Below are 13,520 nucleotides of genomic sequence, written 5' to 3' on the forward strand. Positions count from 1 at the left end.
TTGGGTGGCGAAGCCGCCCCAAATCTTTCGCCACGGTATATCAGGGATACCGAGGTGGCCTTGATGGGGGCTGCTGCGCAGCCCAACGCGGGGCAAGCCCGCTCGCCACAACAGGCCCGCTGCCACAACAACGCCGCTGCCACAACAAGTGCGCTTGGCACAACAAGCAGGCTCACCCTCAAGGGGCTTACACCTGAGGAAACACCAGGCGAAACACGGTGAAAGCGCCGGGCGAACTGCGCACGTCGGTTTGCCCCTGGTGCAGGGTCATGATCGACCGCACGATGGCCAGTCCCAGGCCGGTGCCGCCCTCGGTGCGCGCGCGGCTGCTGTCGACACGGTAGAACCGTTCGAACAGATGCGGCAGGTGGTGCACTTCAATCCCCGGGCCTGGGTTGCTGACAGACAACGACACGCTGTTGCCGTAAGCCTCCACCCGCAACGAAATATGCGCGCCCGCTGGGCTATGGCGGATTGCATTGGACAGCAGGTTGGAGAGGGCGCGTTGAATCATCAGGCGATCGCCCTGCACCTGGGCCTCGCCACTGAGGGTCAGGGTCAGTTGTTTGTCTTCGGCACTCAGGGCGAATAAATCCATGACCCGATGAGCTTCGTCCGCCAGCGATACCGCGGTAAACGAAGCTCGCGCTGCCGGGTGGCTGACCTGGGCCAGAAACAACATGTCGGAAACGATGCGTGCCAGGCGCTCCAGCTCTTCGGTGTTGGATTCCAGCACTGCTTTGTATTCGTCCGGTGGGCGTTGGCGCGACAACGTGAGCTGGGCTTTGCCCATCAGGTTGGTCAGCGGTGCACGCAATTCGTGAGCAAGGTCGTCAGAGAATTGCGAGAGTTGCTGCACCCCGGCGTCCAGGCGGTTGAGCATCACATTGAAGCCTTGCGCCAACTCGCCCAGCTCCTTGGGCAGGTTGTCGACGGACAAGCGATGGGTCAGGTCCTGGGTGGTGACTTTGGCCGCCACATGGCTGAACTGCTTCAACGGAGCAAGCCCCCGTTGCACCAGCCACCAGGCCCCCATGCCGATCAGTATCAACAACATGGGCAAGGCGATCACGGTGGCGCGCAGGTAGGCACTGAGCAGTGCCTGATCGTCCCTGCGGTCCAGCGACAACAGCACGCGTACGCGTTCGCCGCTGGCCAGGCGCATCAGGCTGGAAGCGCTGAGCACCTGGTTGCCATTGCTGTCGGCCCAATTGAGGTAGCCGAGTGTTTCTCGCGGTGTGAAGTTTGTCAGCAGTGGCTCCTGAGGCTTGGCACCGATGCTCAGCAGCACCGTTTCATCGGGCGCGGTGCCGACGATAGTGAGGTAAAAATTGTCATGGCCGATCACCAGGTCCATCAGCGAATGCGGACGTGCCCGGATGGCGTGGGCGTCGAGGCCTTGAGACAGGCTGTGCTGGATCTGTTCCATCTTGCTTTCCAGGCCTTTGCGCGCCAGTTTTTCCAGTTCGTGGGTCAGGGCCAGGTACGCCAACGTCGCCAGCAACAGCACCAGGCCGGCGCCCATGAGGCTGACCGTCAACCCCAGACGCATCGACAGGCTGCCGGTTTTCATGGCCGTGCTTCCAGCACGTAACCCACGCCGCGAATGGTGTGGATCAGCTTGACCTCGCTCTGATCGTCCACTTTGGCCCGCAGGCGGCTGATGGAAACTTCCACGACGTTGGTGTCACAGTCGAAATTCATGTCCCACACCAGCGAAATGATCTGCGTGCGGGTCAGTACTTCACCGGTCTGGCGCATCAGCACCTGCAGCAGTGCGAACTCCTTGGTGGTCAAGTCAATGCGCCGTGTGCCGCGGTACGCGCGATGGCGGCGAGGGTCCAGTTCCAGGTCCGACACGCTGAACACTTCCGGCTGTGGGATGTGCTCGCTGCGCCGCAGCAGGGTGCGTACCCGCGCCAGCAATTCGGGAAACTCGAAGGGTTTGACCAGGTAATCATCGGCGCCCATGTCCAGGCCCTTGATCTTGTCGGCCAGCCGGCCGCGGGCGGTCAGCATCATCACGCGCTGGGTGCCGTTGCGACGCAATTGCTCCAGCACTTCCCAGCCATCCTTGCCCGGCAGGTTGACGTCAAGAATCACCAACTCATAGGCGTGCTGCTCAGCCAGGTGCAGGCCATCAATGCCATTGGACGCGCAGTCCACGACGTAGCCACTTTCATTCAGGCCTTGCTGCAGGTAGTCAGCGGTTTTTTGCTCGTCCTCAACCACAAGGATACGCATGGGGATTTACCTTTTACTGAAAGAGAAGGGTTCCATTTCCCTATGGAATCAGGTGTGTTGTGAGTAGGAAAATTCTGAAGTGTGAAGCAGCTTCAGGGTCAACTGTGGCAATGGGTCGCGACCAAGCCTGCGCCCAAAAAAAACGCCCCAGAGGGGCGTTAAAAAATCATCTCTTTCCAAAGGAGCTAAAAAAAGCTTCAGAGACGAATGTTGCTCGTTGCTGACAAGTTGAAGCGAGTATAGGAAGTTCAACTTAACGGGAAGCTGGGGCCAATGTTACAGTTTTGATAGATAGCAATTTGTGAACAGATGTTAGTCAAGCGCGAACGAATGTAAGCACTCAACTGGGCGATTGTTCAAAGTGCGACCAATGGGTATTCCGCAATCAGGCGAACTTCTTCCAGGTCCGACTCAAACGCACTGGAGCGCACGGTGGCCTGGCGCAAGCGCAATGACAAATCCTTCAGGCTGCCACTTTGCACCACGTACTTGGCCTCGACATCCCGCTCCCAACGGCATTGATCGGTCAGCGGGTTGCCGGTTGCATCGCGGCGCATGTACACCGCGTTGGCATGGCTGTAATCGGCGCCGGTGCCTTTGGCATAACGGGTCATGAACGACAGGCCAGGTATACCGAACGCCTGCATGTCGAGGTCGTAACGGGCCATCCACGAACGCTCCTTGGGCGAATTGAAGTCGCTGTACTGGATCGAGTTATTGAGGAAAATCGAGTCCGATTGGCGCAAGTAATCGAAGTCGTCATCGCCGTTGTTGCGCTGGTGCGAGAGGGCCACGCTGTGGGCCCCGACCTTTACCCCGAGCCTGGCACTCCAGATGTTGTTGTCGAATTTGCCCAGCAGCTTTTTGCCTTCGTCCACGGCCTTGTAATAGTTGAAATCGCCGAATAACGACACGTCGTCGGTCAGTGGGTAACTGGCGGCACTGCCGACGTAGTACTGGTCCCAGGCGTCCTTCAGGCGGCTGCTGTAGAGGCTCACGTTCAGGTGTTTGTTGACGGCGTACTCTGCGCCGAAATAGCCGATCCAGGGTGAGTCGACCTTGCCCGCGTAAAAGGTCGCAAAGCCCTTGTTCATCCCGCTTTCGCTTGGCTGGCTCATGCCGCTCAGGCGTCCGCCTTGCAGGCTCAAGCCCTCAAGGCTGGTGTTCTGCGCGGTGACGCCGCGAAAGCTTTCCGGCAACAACCGCGAATCGCCGTAGGCCACCACCGGCGTGAGCGGGAACACATCGCCGGCCTTGATAACCGTGTCCAGCACGCGCAATTTCGCCGCGCCACCGACTTTGCTGTAGCTGCCTTCGGGGTGATTGTCGCTGTCCACCGGCAGCACGCCGAACGAACCCTTGCCGCCGCTGCGACCGGTGCCCGAGTCGAGTTTCAGGCCGTACATGGCAAACGCATCCAGGCCAAAGCCTACGGTGCCTTGAGTAAAACCGGATTCGAATTTGCCGATCAAACCCTGCGCCCAGGCTTCGGAATACCCATTGCCGGTCGGGCTGGACTGGCCCTTGCGGTCATCGCGATTGAAGTAAAAGTTGCGCGCCAGCACGGTTACGCTGCTGCCTTGGATAAAACCTTCGGGCGTGTCTTCCACCGCCACGGCTGCCAGAGGCAGTGCGGCAATCAATGAAAAGGGAAGGGTGTAGTAAGCAATATTCATGTTTCGCTCCTGGGTGTTGGCAGTTTCAGCTTCTTATAGGTAGGGGCGTTTTTATTGATCTGGCCCGGGCTGATAGTTGCAAACAGTTGATAACGGTCAGGTGGCGCGAACATTACAATTCTGGAAGCTCAAGGCGATCTAACAGATAAGTAATCTTTTGGTGAACATGGCGACAGGGTTGGTTGATTAGTCTCGTGACTGAACTTATCAACCGAGGAACCTGTAATGACATTTTATAAAATTGGCTTGGGTGTATTAGCTGCAGTCCTGTCACTGGGGGCGATGGCCGAAGGCGGAGGCGACCGCACGTTTGCGTTGATGATGGAGCGTAATCAAAAAGCCATGGCGGCTTACGCGGAAAAAAACGGCCAGCCAGCACCCCAGGTACAGGCGTATCGCTATGGCATGGCGCTGGATATTGCCAAGGTCGTCAACGTTACGCCGCCGATCAGTTCGTGCAATGCCGTGCCTTCACGCATGACCTATGAAGACTCCAGCGGCAAGCTCAATACGGTGGAATACAAGGTGATGGGTGTTTGCCGAAACAACGGCAGTTAATGGATCCAAAAAACAGTTGGGCACGCCACAAAAAAGCGCTTCAGAAAACCTCGTCAGCGCCGATGCAGGTCAGATCCATCTCCCCAAATGACCATCGGTGCCCCATGTTCAACACCCGTTTGAAGCAGGAGCTGTCGGCTCTTCGCGAAGAGTTGTGCAGCTTGCAACAGGTCAAGGAGAGCCTGGAAAGCGAAATGCTGTGCCTGACGCTGGACGCCAAAGGCCGGGTGGAGTGGGCGAATGCCAACTTCCTGCAAGAGCTGTCGTACCAGGCCTCCAACGTCGTGGGGCGGCCCATGGAAGAGCTGGTGCCTGCGCACCTGCGCCAGGACGAATTCCAGCAGCGTTTTCACAATGCCCTGGTGCGCGGCGAACACTTCGCCGGCACCGTGCGCCTGATGCGTGGCAACGGCAAAGAGGCCTGGTTGCGCTCGATCCTGCAGCCCGTGCGCAGTTCTGACGGGCGCATCAAGCATTTTTCGATTTACTCCAGCGACCTCACCCACACCATCGAGGGGTCACGCGAGCATGAGAACCTGATCACCGCGCTGGTGCGTTCCACTGCGGTGATCGAGTTCGACCTCGGCGGCCATGTGCTGACCGCGAACGACCGGTTCCTCGGTGGCATGGGCTACAGCCTGGCGCAGATCCAGGGCAAACATCACCGTATGTTCTGCGAGCCGGAGGAATACAACAGCGCCGAGTACCAGGATTTCTGGAAACGTTTGAACGCCGGCGAGTTTGTTGCGGCGCGCTTCAAACGTGTCGACAGCCATGGCCGTGTGGTGTGGCTGGAGGCGACCTACAACCCGGTGCTGGACGCCAATGACCGCCTCTACAAAGTGGTCAAATTCGCCACGGTGATCACCGACCAGGTTAACCAGGAGCAGGCCGTGGCGGAGGCCGCGAACATTGCCTACAGCACCTCGCTGCAAACCGACCACAGTGCCCAGCGCGGCACCACTGTCGTGACGCAGGCGGTGGATGTCATGCGTGATCTGGCCAGGCACATGCAGCAGGCCGGTGATGGCATCGAGGCGCTGAACGCCCAGTCCCAAGTGATCGGCACCATCGTCAAGACCATCAGCGGCATCGCCGAGCAAACCAACTTGCTGGCGCTCAACGCAGCGATCGAAGCGGCGCGGGCCGGCGAGCAGGGCCGTGGCTTTGCGGTGGTGGCTGATGAAGTGCGGCAATTGGCCTCGCGTACCAGCAAGGCCACCGATGAAATTGTCGGCGTGGTGCGTCAGAACCAGGACATGGCCCGCGATGCGGTGTCCGTGATGAACGAGGGCCGTTTGCAGGCCGAGCAAGGCTTGGCCCTGGCGGCCGAGGCGGGCACGGTGATTGTGGAAATCCAGGACGGTGCACAAAAGGTGGTGAGCGCGGTCGGGCAGTTTGCCAATCAGCTGTCGAGCTGACCCGTAGGGCTTGTGCTTGAGGTATCGTAGGTTTTTTCTTGCTTGAAGAGCCGTTCCTCCATGAGCCCAACTCACCGTCGCCCCGTACCTTTGTCCAAGGCCTACCGTTTGCTCAATCACGGGCCGACCGTATTGGTGAGCGCGGCCCACGCTGGCAAGCGCAATATCATGGCCGCTGCCTGGGCCATGCCGCTTGATTTCGAACCGCCGAAGGTCGCCGTGGTGCTCGACAAGGCCACCTGGACCCGCCAACTGCTGGAAGCCGCCGGCACCTTTGTGCTGCAGGTGCCTTGTGTGGCCCAGGCCGATCTGGTGCAGACGGTCGGCAACACCACGGGCGCAGACACCGACAAATTCGCCACCTATGGCTTGCAGACATTCAACGGTGAACATACCGAAGCGCCGCTGCTGGACGGTTGCGTAGCGTGGCTGGAATGCCGCCTGCTGCCCGAGCCTCACAACCAACAGACCTACGATTTATTCCTCGGCGAAGTCGTCGCGGCCTATGCCGACGCGCGCGTGTTCAGCGACGGGCACTGGCACTTCGAAGGCCATGACGAATTGCGCACCTTGCACCATATCGCGGGCGGGAATTTCCTGAGCATCGGCGAGCCGGTGGTCGGGCGCCAGCTGTAGGCCTTACCAGCGGGCGTTTGCCAGTGCTTCGGCAAACGCCATCAGCTTGGGCGAATACTGCCGGGACGGCGGATAGACCAGTGAGATCGCGCGACTGCGCCCGGCCACGTCTTCCAGCAACGGCACCAGGCGCCCGGCGGCCACGTCGTCGCGCACCGCAAAATCCATCACCTGGGCGATGCCGAAACCACCCACCGCGCCGTCTACCAGCGCATCGCCAATGTCGAAAATAAGCCGCCCTTCGACGCTCACGTCCTGCACTTTGCCCTCCTTCATGAATTGCCAATCGACCATGCGCCCGCTGCGCAAGTTACGCACAGTGAGGCAGCTGTGGTCCTTGAGTTCGTCCACCGTTTGCGGCGTGCCCCAACGCGCCAGATAAGCGGGCGAAGCCACCGTGACCCAGCGCAACGGCGGCAGGGCACGGGCGATCAGGCGTTGATCCTGGATTTCGCCCGTGCGCAGCAATGCGTCAAAACCTTCGTCGACGATATCCACCAGGCGGTCAGTCATCACCGCTTCGATGCGCAATTGGGGATAGCGCAATGTCAGTTCGCCGATCACCGGCATCACCACCTTGCGACCGAACAACGACGGTGTGCTGATTTTCAACAGGCCGGAGGGGCTGCTGCGCCGGTCGAGCATCAGCTTTTCGGTTTCAGCCAGTTCTGCCAGTAACGGCGCGCTGCGCTCGTACAGCATCTGGCCATCGGGCGTGAGGCTCACGCTGCGCGTGTTGCGTTGCAGCAGGCGCACGCCCAGCTGGCTTTCCAGGCGCGAGATTGCGCGGGACAGCCCGGACTGCGTCAGCCCCAATTCCCCGGCCGCGCGGGTAAAACTGCGCGTTTCGGCCACGCGGACCAAAAGTCGAACGGCGTTCAGATCCATGATTAAAGTCATTACTGAAAGAGTGATAGCGCTATTTGTCATCTGTCAGACATGAAAGAAACTGGCACCTCTTATTTTCGGACTGGACGCTGTGATGTCTTCCTCTCGACCCTCTGGCTGGATGCTTCTATTGCTAGCCACCGCACAACTGATCATCGCCCTGGATGCCACCATTGTGTTTGTCGCCCTGCCGCAGATTGGCGCGCACCTGGATTTTTCCGCGCAGCAATTGCAATGGGTGGTGAGCGCCTACAGCGTGGCGTTTGGTGGCTTTCTGTTACTGGGTGGCAGGGCGACGGACCTGCTTGGCAAGCGCCGTTTTTACCGGCTGGGCCAGTCGCTGTATGCGCTGGCTTCCCTGGCGGCGGTGCTCGGCGGCAGCGCGGTGTTGCTGGTGCTGGCGCGGGCGATACAAGGCGTGGGCGGGGCGTTGTTGTTCCCGGCCACGTTAGCGTTGATCAACACGCACTATGCCGAAGGGCCTGCACGCAATCGAGCATTTGCGGTGTGGAGCGCAGCCTCGGCAGCGGGGTTGGCACTTGGCGCATTATTGGGCGGCGTGCTGACTCAGGTGTGGGGGTGGGAGGCGGTGTTTTTGGTGAATGTGCCGTTGGCGGGCGGCTGCGCGTGGGCGGCACGTTACTGGATTCCAGCCGATGGCGAGCGTGTGCGTGGGCGCAAATTCGACATCGGCGGCGCCTTGACTGTGACCGTCGGCGGCACGCTGCTGGTGTTCGCGCTGGTGCAAGGCCCCGAGTGGGGCTGGTCGGCGCCGCAGACGCTGGGCTGCATCGCCTTGGCGCTGGCGCTGCTTGGGTTGTTCGCCTGGATCGAGCATAGCGGCAGCGATCCGCTGATGCCGCTGCGCTTGTTCGCCTACCGCGAACTGCGCATGGCGATGGTGCTCACGGCGGTGTTCATGAGCAGCTTTGGCGTGCAGTACTACTTCCTGGCGCTGTATTACCAGCAGGTCTATGGCTACAGCGTATTGCAAGCCGGCTTAGCGTTTTTACCGGCGACTCTGGTGTGCACGTTTGGCATCTGGTTGGCAGAGCGTTCGCTGGCCAGGCTGGGGTTGCGCAACACCTTGGTCAGCGGGCAACTGGCGGGCGCGCTGGGCATTGCACTGGTGTGTTGGGCATTGCCGACGGGCGTGGGGTTTTGGTCGCTGTTGCCGGGAATCTTCATTTTGAGCATCGGACAGGGCATGACCTGGACAGCGATGTGGGTGGCGGCGGGGCTGGGTATTCGGCCTGGGGAGCAGGGCGTGGCGGCGGGGATGGCGTCTACCAGCCAGCAGATCGGCGGGGCATTGGGCCTGGCGGTGCTGGTGTCGGTGGCGAATGCGGGCGGGATCGAGCTGGCGCTGTGGTGGAGCGCGGCAATTGCCTTGGTGGGCGCGGTGGTGGCGCTGCGGCTCAAAACGCAAGCGCCCGAGCCGAATGCGATAGTGGAAACAACATAGAACCAATGTGGGAGCGGGCTTGCTCGCGAAGGCGGTGGATCAGTCACTCATGCATCGAGTGACACTGCGCTTTCGCGAGCAAGCCCGCTCCCACATTTTGATTGCGTTTCACATCAGCGCCCGAGCATCTTCACCCAGCGCGATGGCGGCATGCCGTAGGTGCTGCGAAATTGCCGGGTCATATGGCTCTGGTCGGTGAAACCGGCGGTCAGCGCCGCGTCCACCAGTGATTGGCCCTGGGCCAGCAAGCCGCGCACCAGGTCCAACCGTCGCATGGTCAGGTACCGATAGGGACTGGTGCCGAACAACAAGCGAAAATCCCGCGACAGCGCCCACCGATCACGACCGCAATGGTCGGCCATTTCATCCAGGGTGATGCTGCGGCCCAAGGCGCTGTGGATAAATTCCCGCGCGCGCTCGGCGGCGACGTAATCGAAGGATTTACGGCTGATGATCACCCCCGAGGCAGCGCTCAGTGCTTGCGCCAGGTCGTACAGCGCGTCCTGTTCCTGCATCGGGTCAATCGGGCAGTCCAGGCTTTGCAGCAACACTTCGCTGGCGCGGAACAGCCGCGGGTCAGTCGACAGGCCGTTGTGGATAAACGGCAATGGCCGGCCGCCGAGAATCTGCTGGATCAGCGCCGGCTCCACATAAATCATGCGGTACTTGAAGCCTTCCACACTGCTGGCGCGGCCGTCATGGGATTCGTCAGGGTGAATCACCATGGTCGTACCCGGCAGGCTGTGCGTCATGCAGCCGCGGTAGTGGTAGCTCTGCACGCCAAACAAGGTGCGCCCGATGGCGTAGGTGTCATGGCGATGCGGGTCGAATGCAAAGCCGGCGAAATACGCTTCGATGCGGTCCAGCCCGCTGGCGTGCGGGGCGCGGTGCAACCAATCGAGGGTGGAAGTGGGTTGGCCCATGGTGACTTGTCACAAATAGAGGTGGGAAATACGTTAACCCAGTCTGGCATGTCGTGTCTGTCGAGGTCTTGAACGATTGTGCGTGCTCGGACGAAGGCTTTCAGTAGCGTAAATGTTGAATTAGGTTAATAAATGATTGTTTTACGATAATTAATCTATTATTTTTGCGACCTCACTTACTGATCGAGGTTACTTATGAATACCCAACGTCTGGCTCAGCTCAGCCAGCGCATGTCGCTGCTTACGCTCCTGCTGATGGTCGTCATGCTGGTGCTCAACACCGGTGTCTGGCTGTTTCCGGTGCTGGGTTCTTCCGCCGATGGCCTGGGCCTGAGCTTTTCCTTGAGTAACCGGATCCAGGACAGCGGCGTGCAAATTGCGCTGCTCCCCTGGTGGCAAAAACTTGGCGGAATCATTTTTTCCAGCATCCCGCTGGTGGCCTTGGTGTCGGGCTTGAACCATCTGCGCCAGCTGTTTCGCAACTACGCGCGGGGCGAGTATTTCTCCAGCGCGGCGGCGCAGCATCTGGGCAAAGTCGGTCGAGCTGTTGCATTGTGGGTACTGCTGGACTTTTTATGCGAGCCGTTGCTCGGCCTCTGGGTCTCGATGAACCAGCCGCTGGGCCAGCGATTTTTTACCTTGAGTCTGACCCCGCCGAGCTTCGTCGCGTTGTTTCTCGCTGCCTGCATTGCGGTAATCGCGCGTATCCTGTGGCAGGCCAGCGAAGTGGACTCTGAAAACCGCACTTTTGTTTGAGATCGAAATGCCCATTGTGATTGAACTGGACGTTATGCTTGCCCGGCGCAAGGTCAAATCCAAAGACCTGGCAGCCGCCATCGGGATTACCGAACAGAACCTGTCGTTGCTCAAGCAAGGCAAGGTCAAGGGCATACGGCTGGGTACGCTGGATGCGATCTGTACCTACCTGGACTGCCAGCCTGGCGACCTGTTGGTGCACACCCCTGAACCTGCGGGCGAATAGGTTTAACCACTTAAGAACAAGAGGGATCGTCCAATGCTGTTCTCCGACTTGCCGTACGTTGCGCCGCTGCTGTCGCTGGGGCTGCTTTGGACCGTCGCAGTGGTGACGCCGGGCCCGAACTTCTTCAATACCGCCCAACTGGCGGCGAGCTGTTCGCGTCGGCATGGGGTGGTGGCGTCTGCCGGGGTGGCCACGGGCACGGTGATCTGGGGGCTGGCGGGCGGTTTGGGCATCAAGTCGCTGTTCACTGCGGCGCCCATGCTCTATCTGGCATTCAAGATCATCGGTGGCTGCTACCTGATCTACCTGGGGCTGAAACTGTTCAAGCGTTCGGCGCCAACCGCGAGCCAGACCGTGTTGCCCGACGAACCCAAGCGCTCGCTGTTCTCCGCCTGGCGCTTCGGTCTGCTGGGCAACTTGTCCAACCCCAAGGCCGCGCTGTTCGTCGCCACGGCCTTCGCGTCGACCATGCCGCCTTCACCGTCGCCGACATTGTTGGCCCTGGCGGTGATTACCATGGCCACCTTGTCGTTCAGTTGGTACACCAGCGTGGCCCTGGTGTTTTCCAGTGAGCGCATGGCCAACCTCTACAGCCGTTCACGCAAGTGGCTCGACCGGTTTGCCGGCGGGTGCTACCTGTTGTTCGGCGCACATCTGGTAGCGAATCGCTGACCGCTCATGGTAAGAAGCCTTACTTTCAACAGTGAGGCCGAGTCATGAGCAAGGTGCGGGTAGGTATTATTTTTGGTGGCCGTTCGGCCGAGCACGAGGTCTCGCTGCAGTCGGCGCGCAACATCGTCGATGCACTGGACCGCTCGCGCTTCGAGCCGGTTCTGATCGGCATCGACAAGGCCGGCCACTGGCACCTGAACGAAACCTCGAACTTCCTGATCAACCAGGAAAACCCGGCCCTGATCGCCCTCAACCAGTCCAACCGCGAACTGGCGGTGGTGCCGGGCAAGGCCAGCCAGCAAGTGGTGGAAACCTCCGGGCAGAGCCTGCTGGAACACATCGATGTGATCTTCCCTATCGTTCACGGCACCCTTGGCGAAGACGGCTGCCTGCAAGGCCTGCTGCGCATGGCGGACCTGCCTTTCGTAGGCTCCGACGTGCTCGGCTCGGCGGTGTGCATGGACAAGGACATCAGCAAACGCCTGCTGCGCGATGCCGGTATTGCCGTTACCCCGTTCATCACCCTGACGCGTCGCAACGCGGCGCGCAGCGGTTTTGATACAGCAGTGAACAAGCTTGGCTTGCCGATGTTCGTCAAACCCGCCAACCAGGGTTCTTCGGTGGGTGTGAGTAAAGTCGGCAACGAGGCCGAGTACCATGCCGCGGTCGAACTGGCCTTGGGCTTTGATGAAAAAGTGCTGGTGGAGTCCGCTGTCCAGGGGCGTGAAATTGAATGCGCCGTGCTGGGCAACGACAACCCTGTCGCCAGCGGCTGCGGCGAGATCGTGGTGGGCAGCGGTTTCTATTCCTACGACAGTAAATACATCGACGCCCAGGCCGCCCAAGTGGTGGTGCCGGCTGATATCAGCCTTGAGGCCAGTGAGCGTATTCGCCAACTTGCCATTGAAGCGTTTGAGGTTTTGGGCTGCGCCGGGTTGGCGCGAGTCGACGTGTTCCTCACCGACGATGGCGAAGTGCTGATCAACGAAATCAACTCACTGCCCGGCTTCACCCGCATCAGCATGTACCCCAAGCTGTGGCAGGCGGCGGGCATGAGTTACAGCGAATTGGTAAGCCGCTTGATTGAGCTGGCGCTGGAGCGACATGCGGGGCGCAAGGGGCTGAAGATCAGCCGCTGATAATCGTTGGGGCCGGACGAACTCTGTGGCGAGCGGGCTTGCCCCGCGTTGGGCTGCGCAGCAGCCCCGTCAGGCTCACCGCATTGTGTCAGACAGAAATGAGTTGGGTGGTTTTGGGGCTGCTTCGCAGCCCAACGCGGGGCAAGCCCGCTCGCCACAACAAGCCCGCTCGCCACGACAAGCTTGCTCTTCAGGTTTTGCGGGCGATCCACGAATAGATCAGCGTCTTCGGCTCTTCAGGGTGGTGGGTTCTTCTGCGGTAGCTGGCGAAGGTCGGTGATGTGCAATACGTGCACACCTCGCTGACGTCGATCTGCTCACGCTCAAGGCCCGCCGCTTGCAACAGCATCACCCCGTAACCACTCAAGTCGAACCACGCACTTCCCGCTTGCCGCGCGTGGGGCGGTGCAATCTGCGGTGACAGCCGTGGCGTCGGTTGCTCGAAGTGCCATGGCGCCTGAGCGTCACGCCACACGTGCCCCTGGTCCGCCTGAAATTGCGCGATAAATTCGGCGCTCACTTCATAACAACACGGCTTGATCGACGGCCCGATAGCCACTCGCAACTGGTCAACGGCAATGCCCTCGGCAGCCAATTGTTTCACCGCATTGGCGATGATTCCCCCTTGCAGACCCTTCCAGCCGCCATGCACGGCGGCGACCCGTTCACCACTGTGTGCGGCGATCAGAATGGGCAGGCAGTCAGCGGTGATCACGGCGATTGGCTGAGGCGCGCGCGTGAACACGCCGTCTGCCTCAATGGTGTTGCTCACCTGCTGCGCCTGCCATTCAATCACCGAAGCACTGTGCACCTGCTTGCAGATGAACACCTCGTGCGGCCGCAATGGATCATTGATCGAACAAAAACCGTGGTCGACGCCGGGGATGGCGCCGAGATTGTTTGCCTGTTGCAAGGG

Annotated in this window: 13 protein-coding genes and 2 pseudogenes; 9 read left to right on the forward strand and 6 right to left on the reverse strand. The window is 60.3% G+C overall.

Annotated features, from left to right (window positions below; translation table 11 throughout):
- Positions 1-187: 187 nt before the first annotated feature.
- The 3 genes from ABWL43_RS03520 to ABWL43_RS03530 all read right to left on the reverse strand — a co-directional run bounded on the left by ABWL43_RS03520 (position 188) and on the right by ABWL43_RS03530 (position 3,920).
- Positions 188-1,573 (reverse strand): heavy metal sensor histidine kinase, encoded by a 1,386-nt coding sequence (locus ABWL43_RS03520; protein ID WP_404486743.1) that lies wholly within the window; start codon positions 1,571-1,573, stop codon positions 188-190.
- The gene (locus ABWL43_RS03525; RefSeq protein WP_119736387.1) at positions 1,570-2,244 is read right to left on the reverse strand and encodes a response regulator transcription factor PcoR; all 675 of its coding nucleotides are present in this window, start codon (positions 2,242-2,244) and stop codon (positions 1,570-1,572) included. Before ABWL43_RS03525 ends, ABWL43_RS03520 begins: the two co-directional genes overlap by 4 nt.
- Positions 2,245-2,600: 356 nt before the next feature.
- The gene (locus ABWL43_RS03530; protein WP_404486745.1) at positions 2,601-3,920 is read right to left on the reverse strand and encodes an OprD family porin; all 1,320 of its coding nucleotides are present in this window, start codon (positions 3,918-3,920) and stop codon (positions 2,601-2,603) included.
- Positions 3,921-4,145: 225 nt separating this feature from the next.
- Here ABWL43_RS03530 and ABWL43_RS03535 point away from each other — a divergent pair, with 225 nt between their 5' ends.
- The 4 genes and pseudogenes from ABWL43_RS03535 (at position 4,146) to ABWL43_RS03550 (ending at position 6,535) form a co-directional block, all read left to right on the forward strand.
- On the forward strand, positions 4,146-4,478 hold the full coding sequence (locus tag ABWL43_RS03535; RefSeq protein WP_145165503.1) for a DUF2790 domain-containing protein: 333 nt from the start codon (positions 4,146-4,148) through the stop codon (positions 4,476-4,478).
- Positions 4,479-4,672: 194 nt separating this feature from the next.
- Positions 4,673-5,359, forward strand: a pseudogene (locus ABWL43_RS03540) (PAS domain-containing protein); the annotation flags it as partial.
- Positions 5,360-5,467: 108 nt separating this feature from the next.
- Positions 5,468-5,899 (forward strand): annotated as a pseudogene (locus ABWL43_RS03545) (methyl-accepting chemotaxis protein); the annotation flags it as partial.
- Between the two features lie 60 nt (positions 5,900-5,959).
- The gene (locus ABWL43_RS03550) at positions 5,960-6,535 is read left to right on the forward strand and encodes a flavin reductase family protein (protein WP_145165507.1); all 576 of its coding nucleotides are present in this window, start codon (positions 5,960-5,962) and stop codon (positions 6,533-6,535) included.
- Between the two features lie 3 nt (positions 6,536-6,538).
- On the opposite strand, the gene ABWL43_RS03555 is transcribed toward ABWL43_RS03550, so the two are convergent.
- Positions 6,539-7,423: a LysR family transcriptional regulator gene (locus ABWL43_RS03555; protein WP_404486748.1), complete on the reverse strand. Its 885-nt coding sequence runs from the start codon at positions 7,421-7,423 to the stop codon at positions 6,539-6,541.
- Positions 7,424-7,544: 121 nt separating this feature from the next.
- Between ABWL43_RS03555 and ABWL43_RS03560 the strand changes: the two genes are divergently transcribed.
- Complete coding sequence (locus tag ABWL43_RS03560; RefSeq protein ID WP_404488363.1) at positions 7,545-8,888, forward strand: MFS transporter; 1,344 nt, start codon at positions 7,545-7,547, stop codon at positions 8,886-8,888.
- Between the two features lie 113 nt (positions 8,889-9,001).
- On the opposite strand, the gene ABWL43_RS03565 is transcribed toward ABWL43_RS03560, so the two are convergent.
- Positions 9,002-9,811, reverse strand: coding sequence for an AraC family transcriptional regulator (locus ABWL43_RS03565; RefSeq protein ID WP_106578527.1), 810 nt, complete (start codon positions 9,809-9,811; stop codon positions 9,002-9,004).
- A 195-nt stretch (positions 9,812-10,006) separates the two neighbouring features.
- Here ABWL43_RS03565 and ABWL43_RS03570 point away from each other — a divergent pair, with 195 nt between their 5' ends.
- Genes ABWL43_RS03570 through ddlA form a run of 4 tightly spaced genes read left to right on the forward strand, consistent with a single transcriptional unit; the run spans position 10,007 to position 12,604 of the window.
- Positions 10,007-10,567, forward strand: a complete 561-nt coding sequence (locus tag ABWL43_RS03570) for a DUF2975 domain-containing protein (RefSeq protein ID WP_145165513.1) — start codon at positions 10,007-10,009, stop codon at positions 10,565-10,567.
- Between the two features lie 7 nt (positions 10,568-10,574).
- Positions 10,575-10,793, forward strand: coding sequence for a helix-turn-helix transcriptional regulator (locus tag ABWL43_RS03575; RefSeq protein ID WP_145165515.1), 219 nt, complete (start codon positions 10,575-10,577; stop codon positions 10,791-10,793).
- A 33-nt stretch (positions 10,794-10,826) separates the two neighbouring features.
- Entirely contained in the window at positions 10,827-11,465 is a 639-nt protein-coding gene (locus ABWL43_RS03580) for a LysE family transporter (RefSeq protein ID WP_242194952.1), read from the forward strand.
- Positions 11,466-11,509: 44 nt separating this feature from the next.
- Positions 11,510-12,604 (forward strand): D-alanine--D-alanine ligase, encoded by a 1,095-nt coding sequence (gene ddlA, locus ABWL43_RS03585; protein WP_404486751.1) that lies wholly within the window; start codon positions 11,510-11,512, stop codon positions 12,602-12,604.
- Between the two features lie 190 nt (positions 12,605-12,794).
- Here the strand turns inward: ddlA and pgeF are convergent, their stop codons facing one another.
- Positions 12,795-13,517, reverse strand: coding sequence for a peptidoglycan editing factor PgeF (gene pgeF / locus ABWL43_RS03590; protein WP_404486753.1), 723 nt, complete (start codon positions 13,515-13,517; stop codon positions 12,795-12,797).
- Between the last annotated feature and the right edge of the window lie 3 nt (positions 13,518-13,520).

This window comes from Pseudomonas sp. HT11 (assembly GCF_044875395.1).
GTDB lineage: Bacteria > Pseudomonadota > Gammaproteobacteria > Pseudomonadales > Pseudomonadaceae > Aquipseudomonas.

Excerpts from the sequence above, each read along its gene's own strand:
- ABWL43_RS03560 (WP_404488363.1), top strand. The coding sequence starts at position 7,545 with ATGCTTCTATTGCTAGCCACCGCACAACTGATCATCGCCCTGGATGCC.
- ABWL43_RS03580 (WP_242194952.1), top strand. The coding sequence starts at position 10,827 with ATGCTGTTCTCCGACTTGCCGTACGTTGCGCCGCTGCTGTCGCTGGGG.
- ABWL43_RS03555 (WP_404486748.1), bottom strand. The coding sequence starts at position 7,423 with ATGGATCTGAACGCCGTTCGACTTTTGGTCCGCGTGGCCGAAACGCGC.
- ABWL43_RS03535 (WP_145165503.1), top strand. The coding sequence starts at position 4,146 with ATGACATTTTATAAAATTGGCTTGGGTGTATTAGCTGCAGTCCTGTCA.
- ABWL43_RS03570 (WP_145165513.1), top strand. The coding sequence starts at position 10,007 with ATGAATACCCAACGTCTGGCTCAGCTCAGCCAGCGCATGTCGCTGCTT.
- ABWL43_RS03565 (WP_106578527.1), bottom strand. The coding sequence starts at position 9,811 with ATGGGCCAACCCACTTCCACCCTCGATTGGTTGCACCGCGCCCCGCAC.
- ABWL43_RS03520 (WP_404486743.1), bottom strand. The coding sequence starts at position 1,573 with ATGAAAACCGGCAGCCTGTCGATGCGTCTGGGGTTGACGGTCAGCCTC.
- ABWL43_RS03525 (WP_119736387.1), bottom strand. The coding sequence starts at position 2,244 with ATGCGTATCCTTGTGGTTGAGGACGAGCAAAAAACCGCTGACTACCTG.
- ABWL43_RS03550 (WP_145165507.1), top strand. The coding sequence starts at position 5,960 with ATGAGCCCAACTCACCGTCGCCCCGTACCTTTGTCCAAGGCCTACCGT.
- ABWL43_RS03575 (WP_145165515.1), top strand. The coding sequence starts at position 10,575 with ATGCCCATTGTGATTGAACTGGACGTTATGCTTGCCCGGCGCAAGGTC.
- ddlA (WP_404486751.1), top strand. The coding sequence starts at position 11,510 with ATGAGCAAGGTGCGGGTAGGTATTATTTTTGGTGGCCGTTCGGCCGAG.
- ABWL43_RS03530 (WP_404486745.1), bottom strand. The coding sequence starts at position 3,920 with ATGAATATTGCTTACTACACCCTTCCCTTTTCATTGATTGCCGCACTG.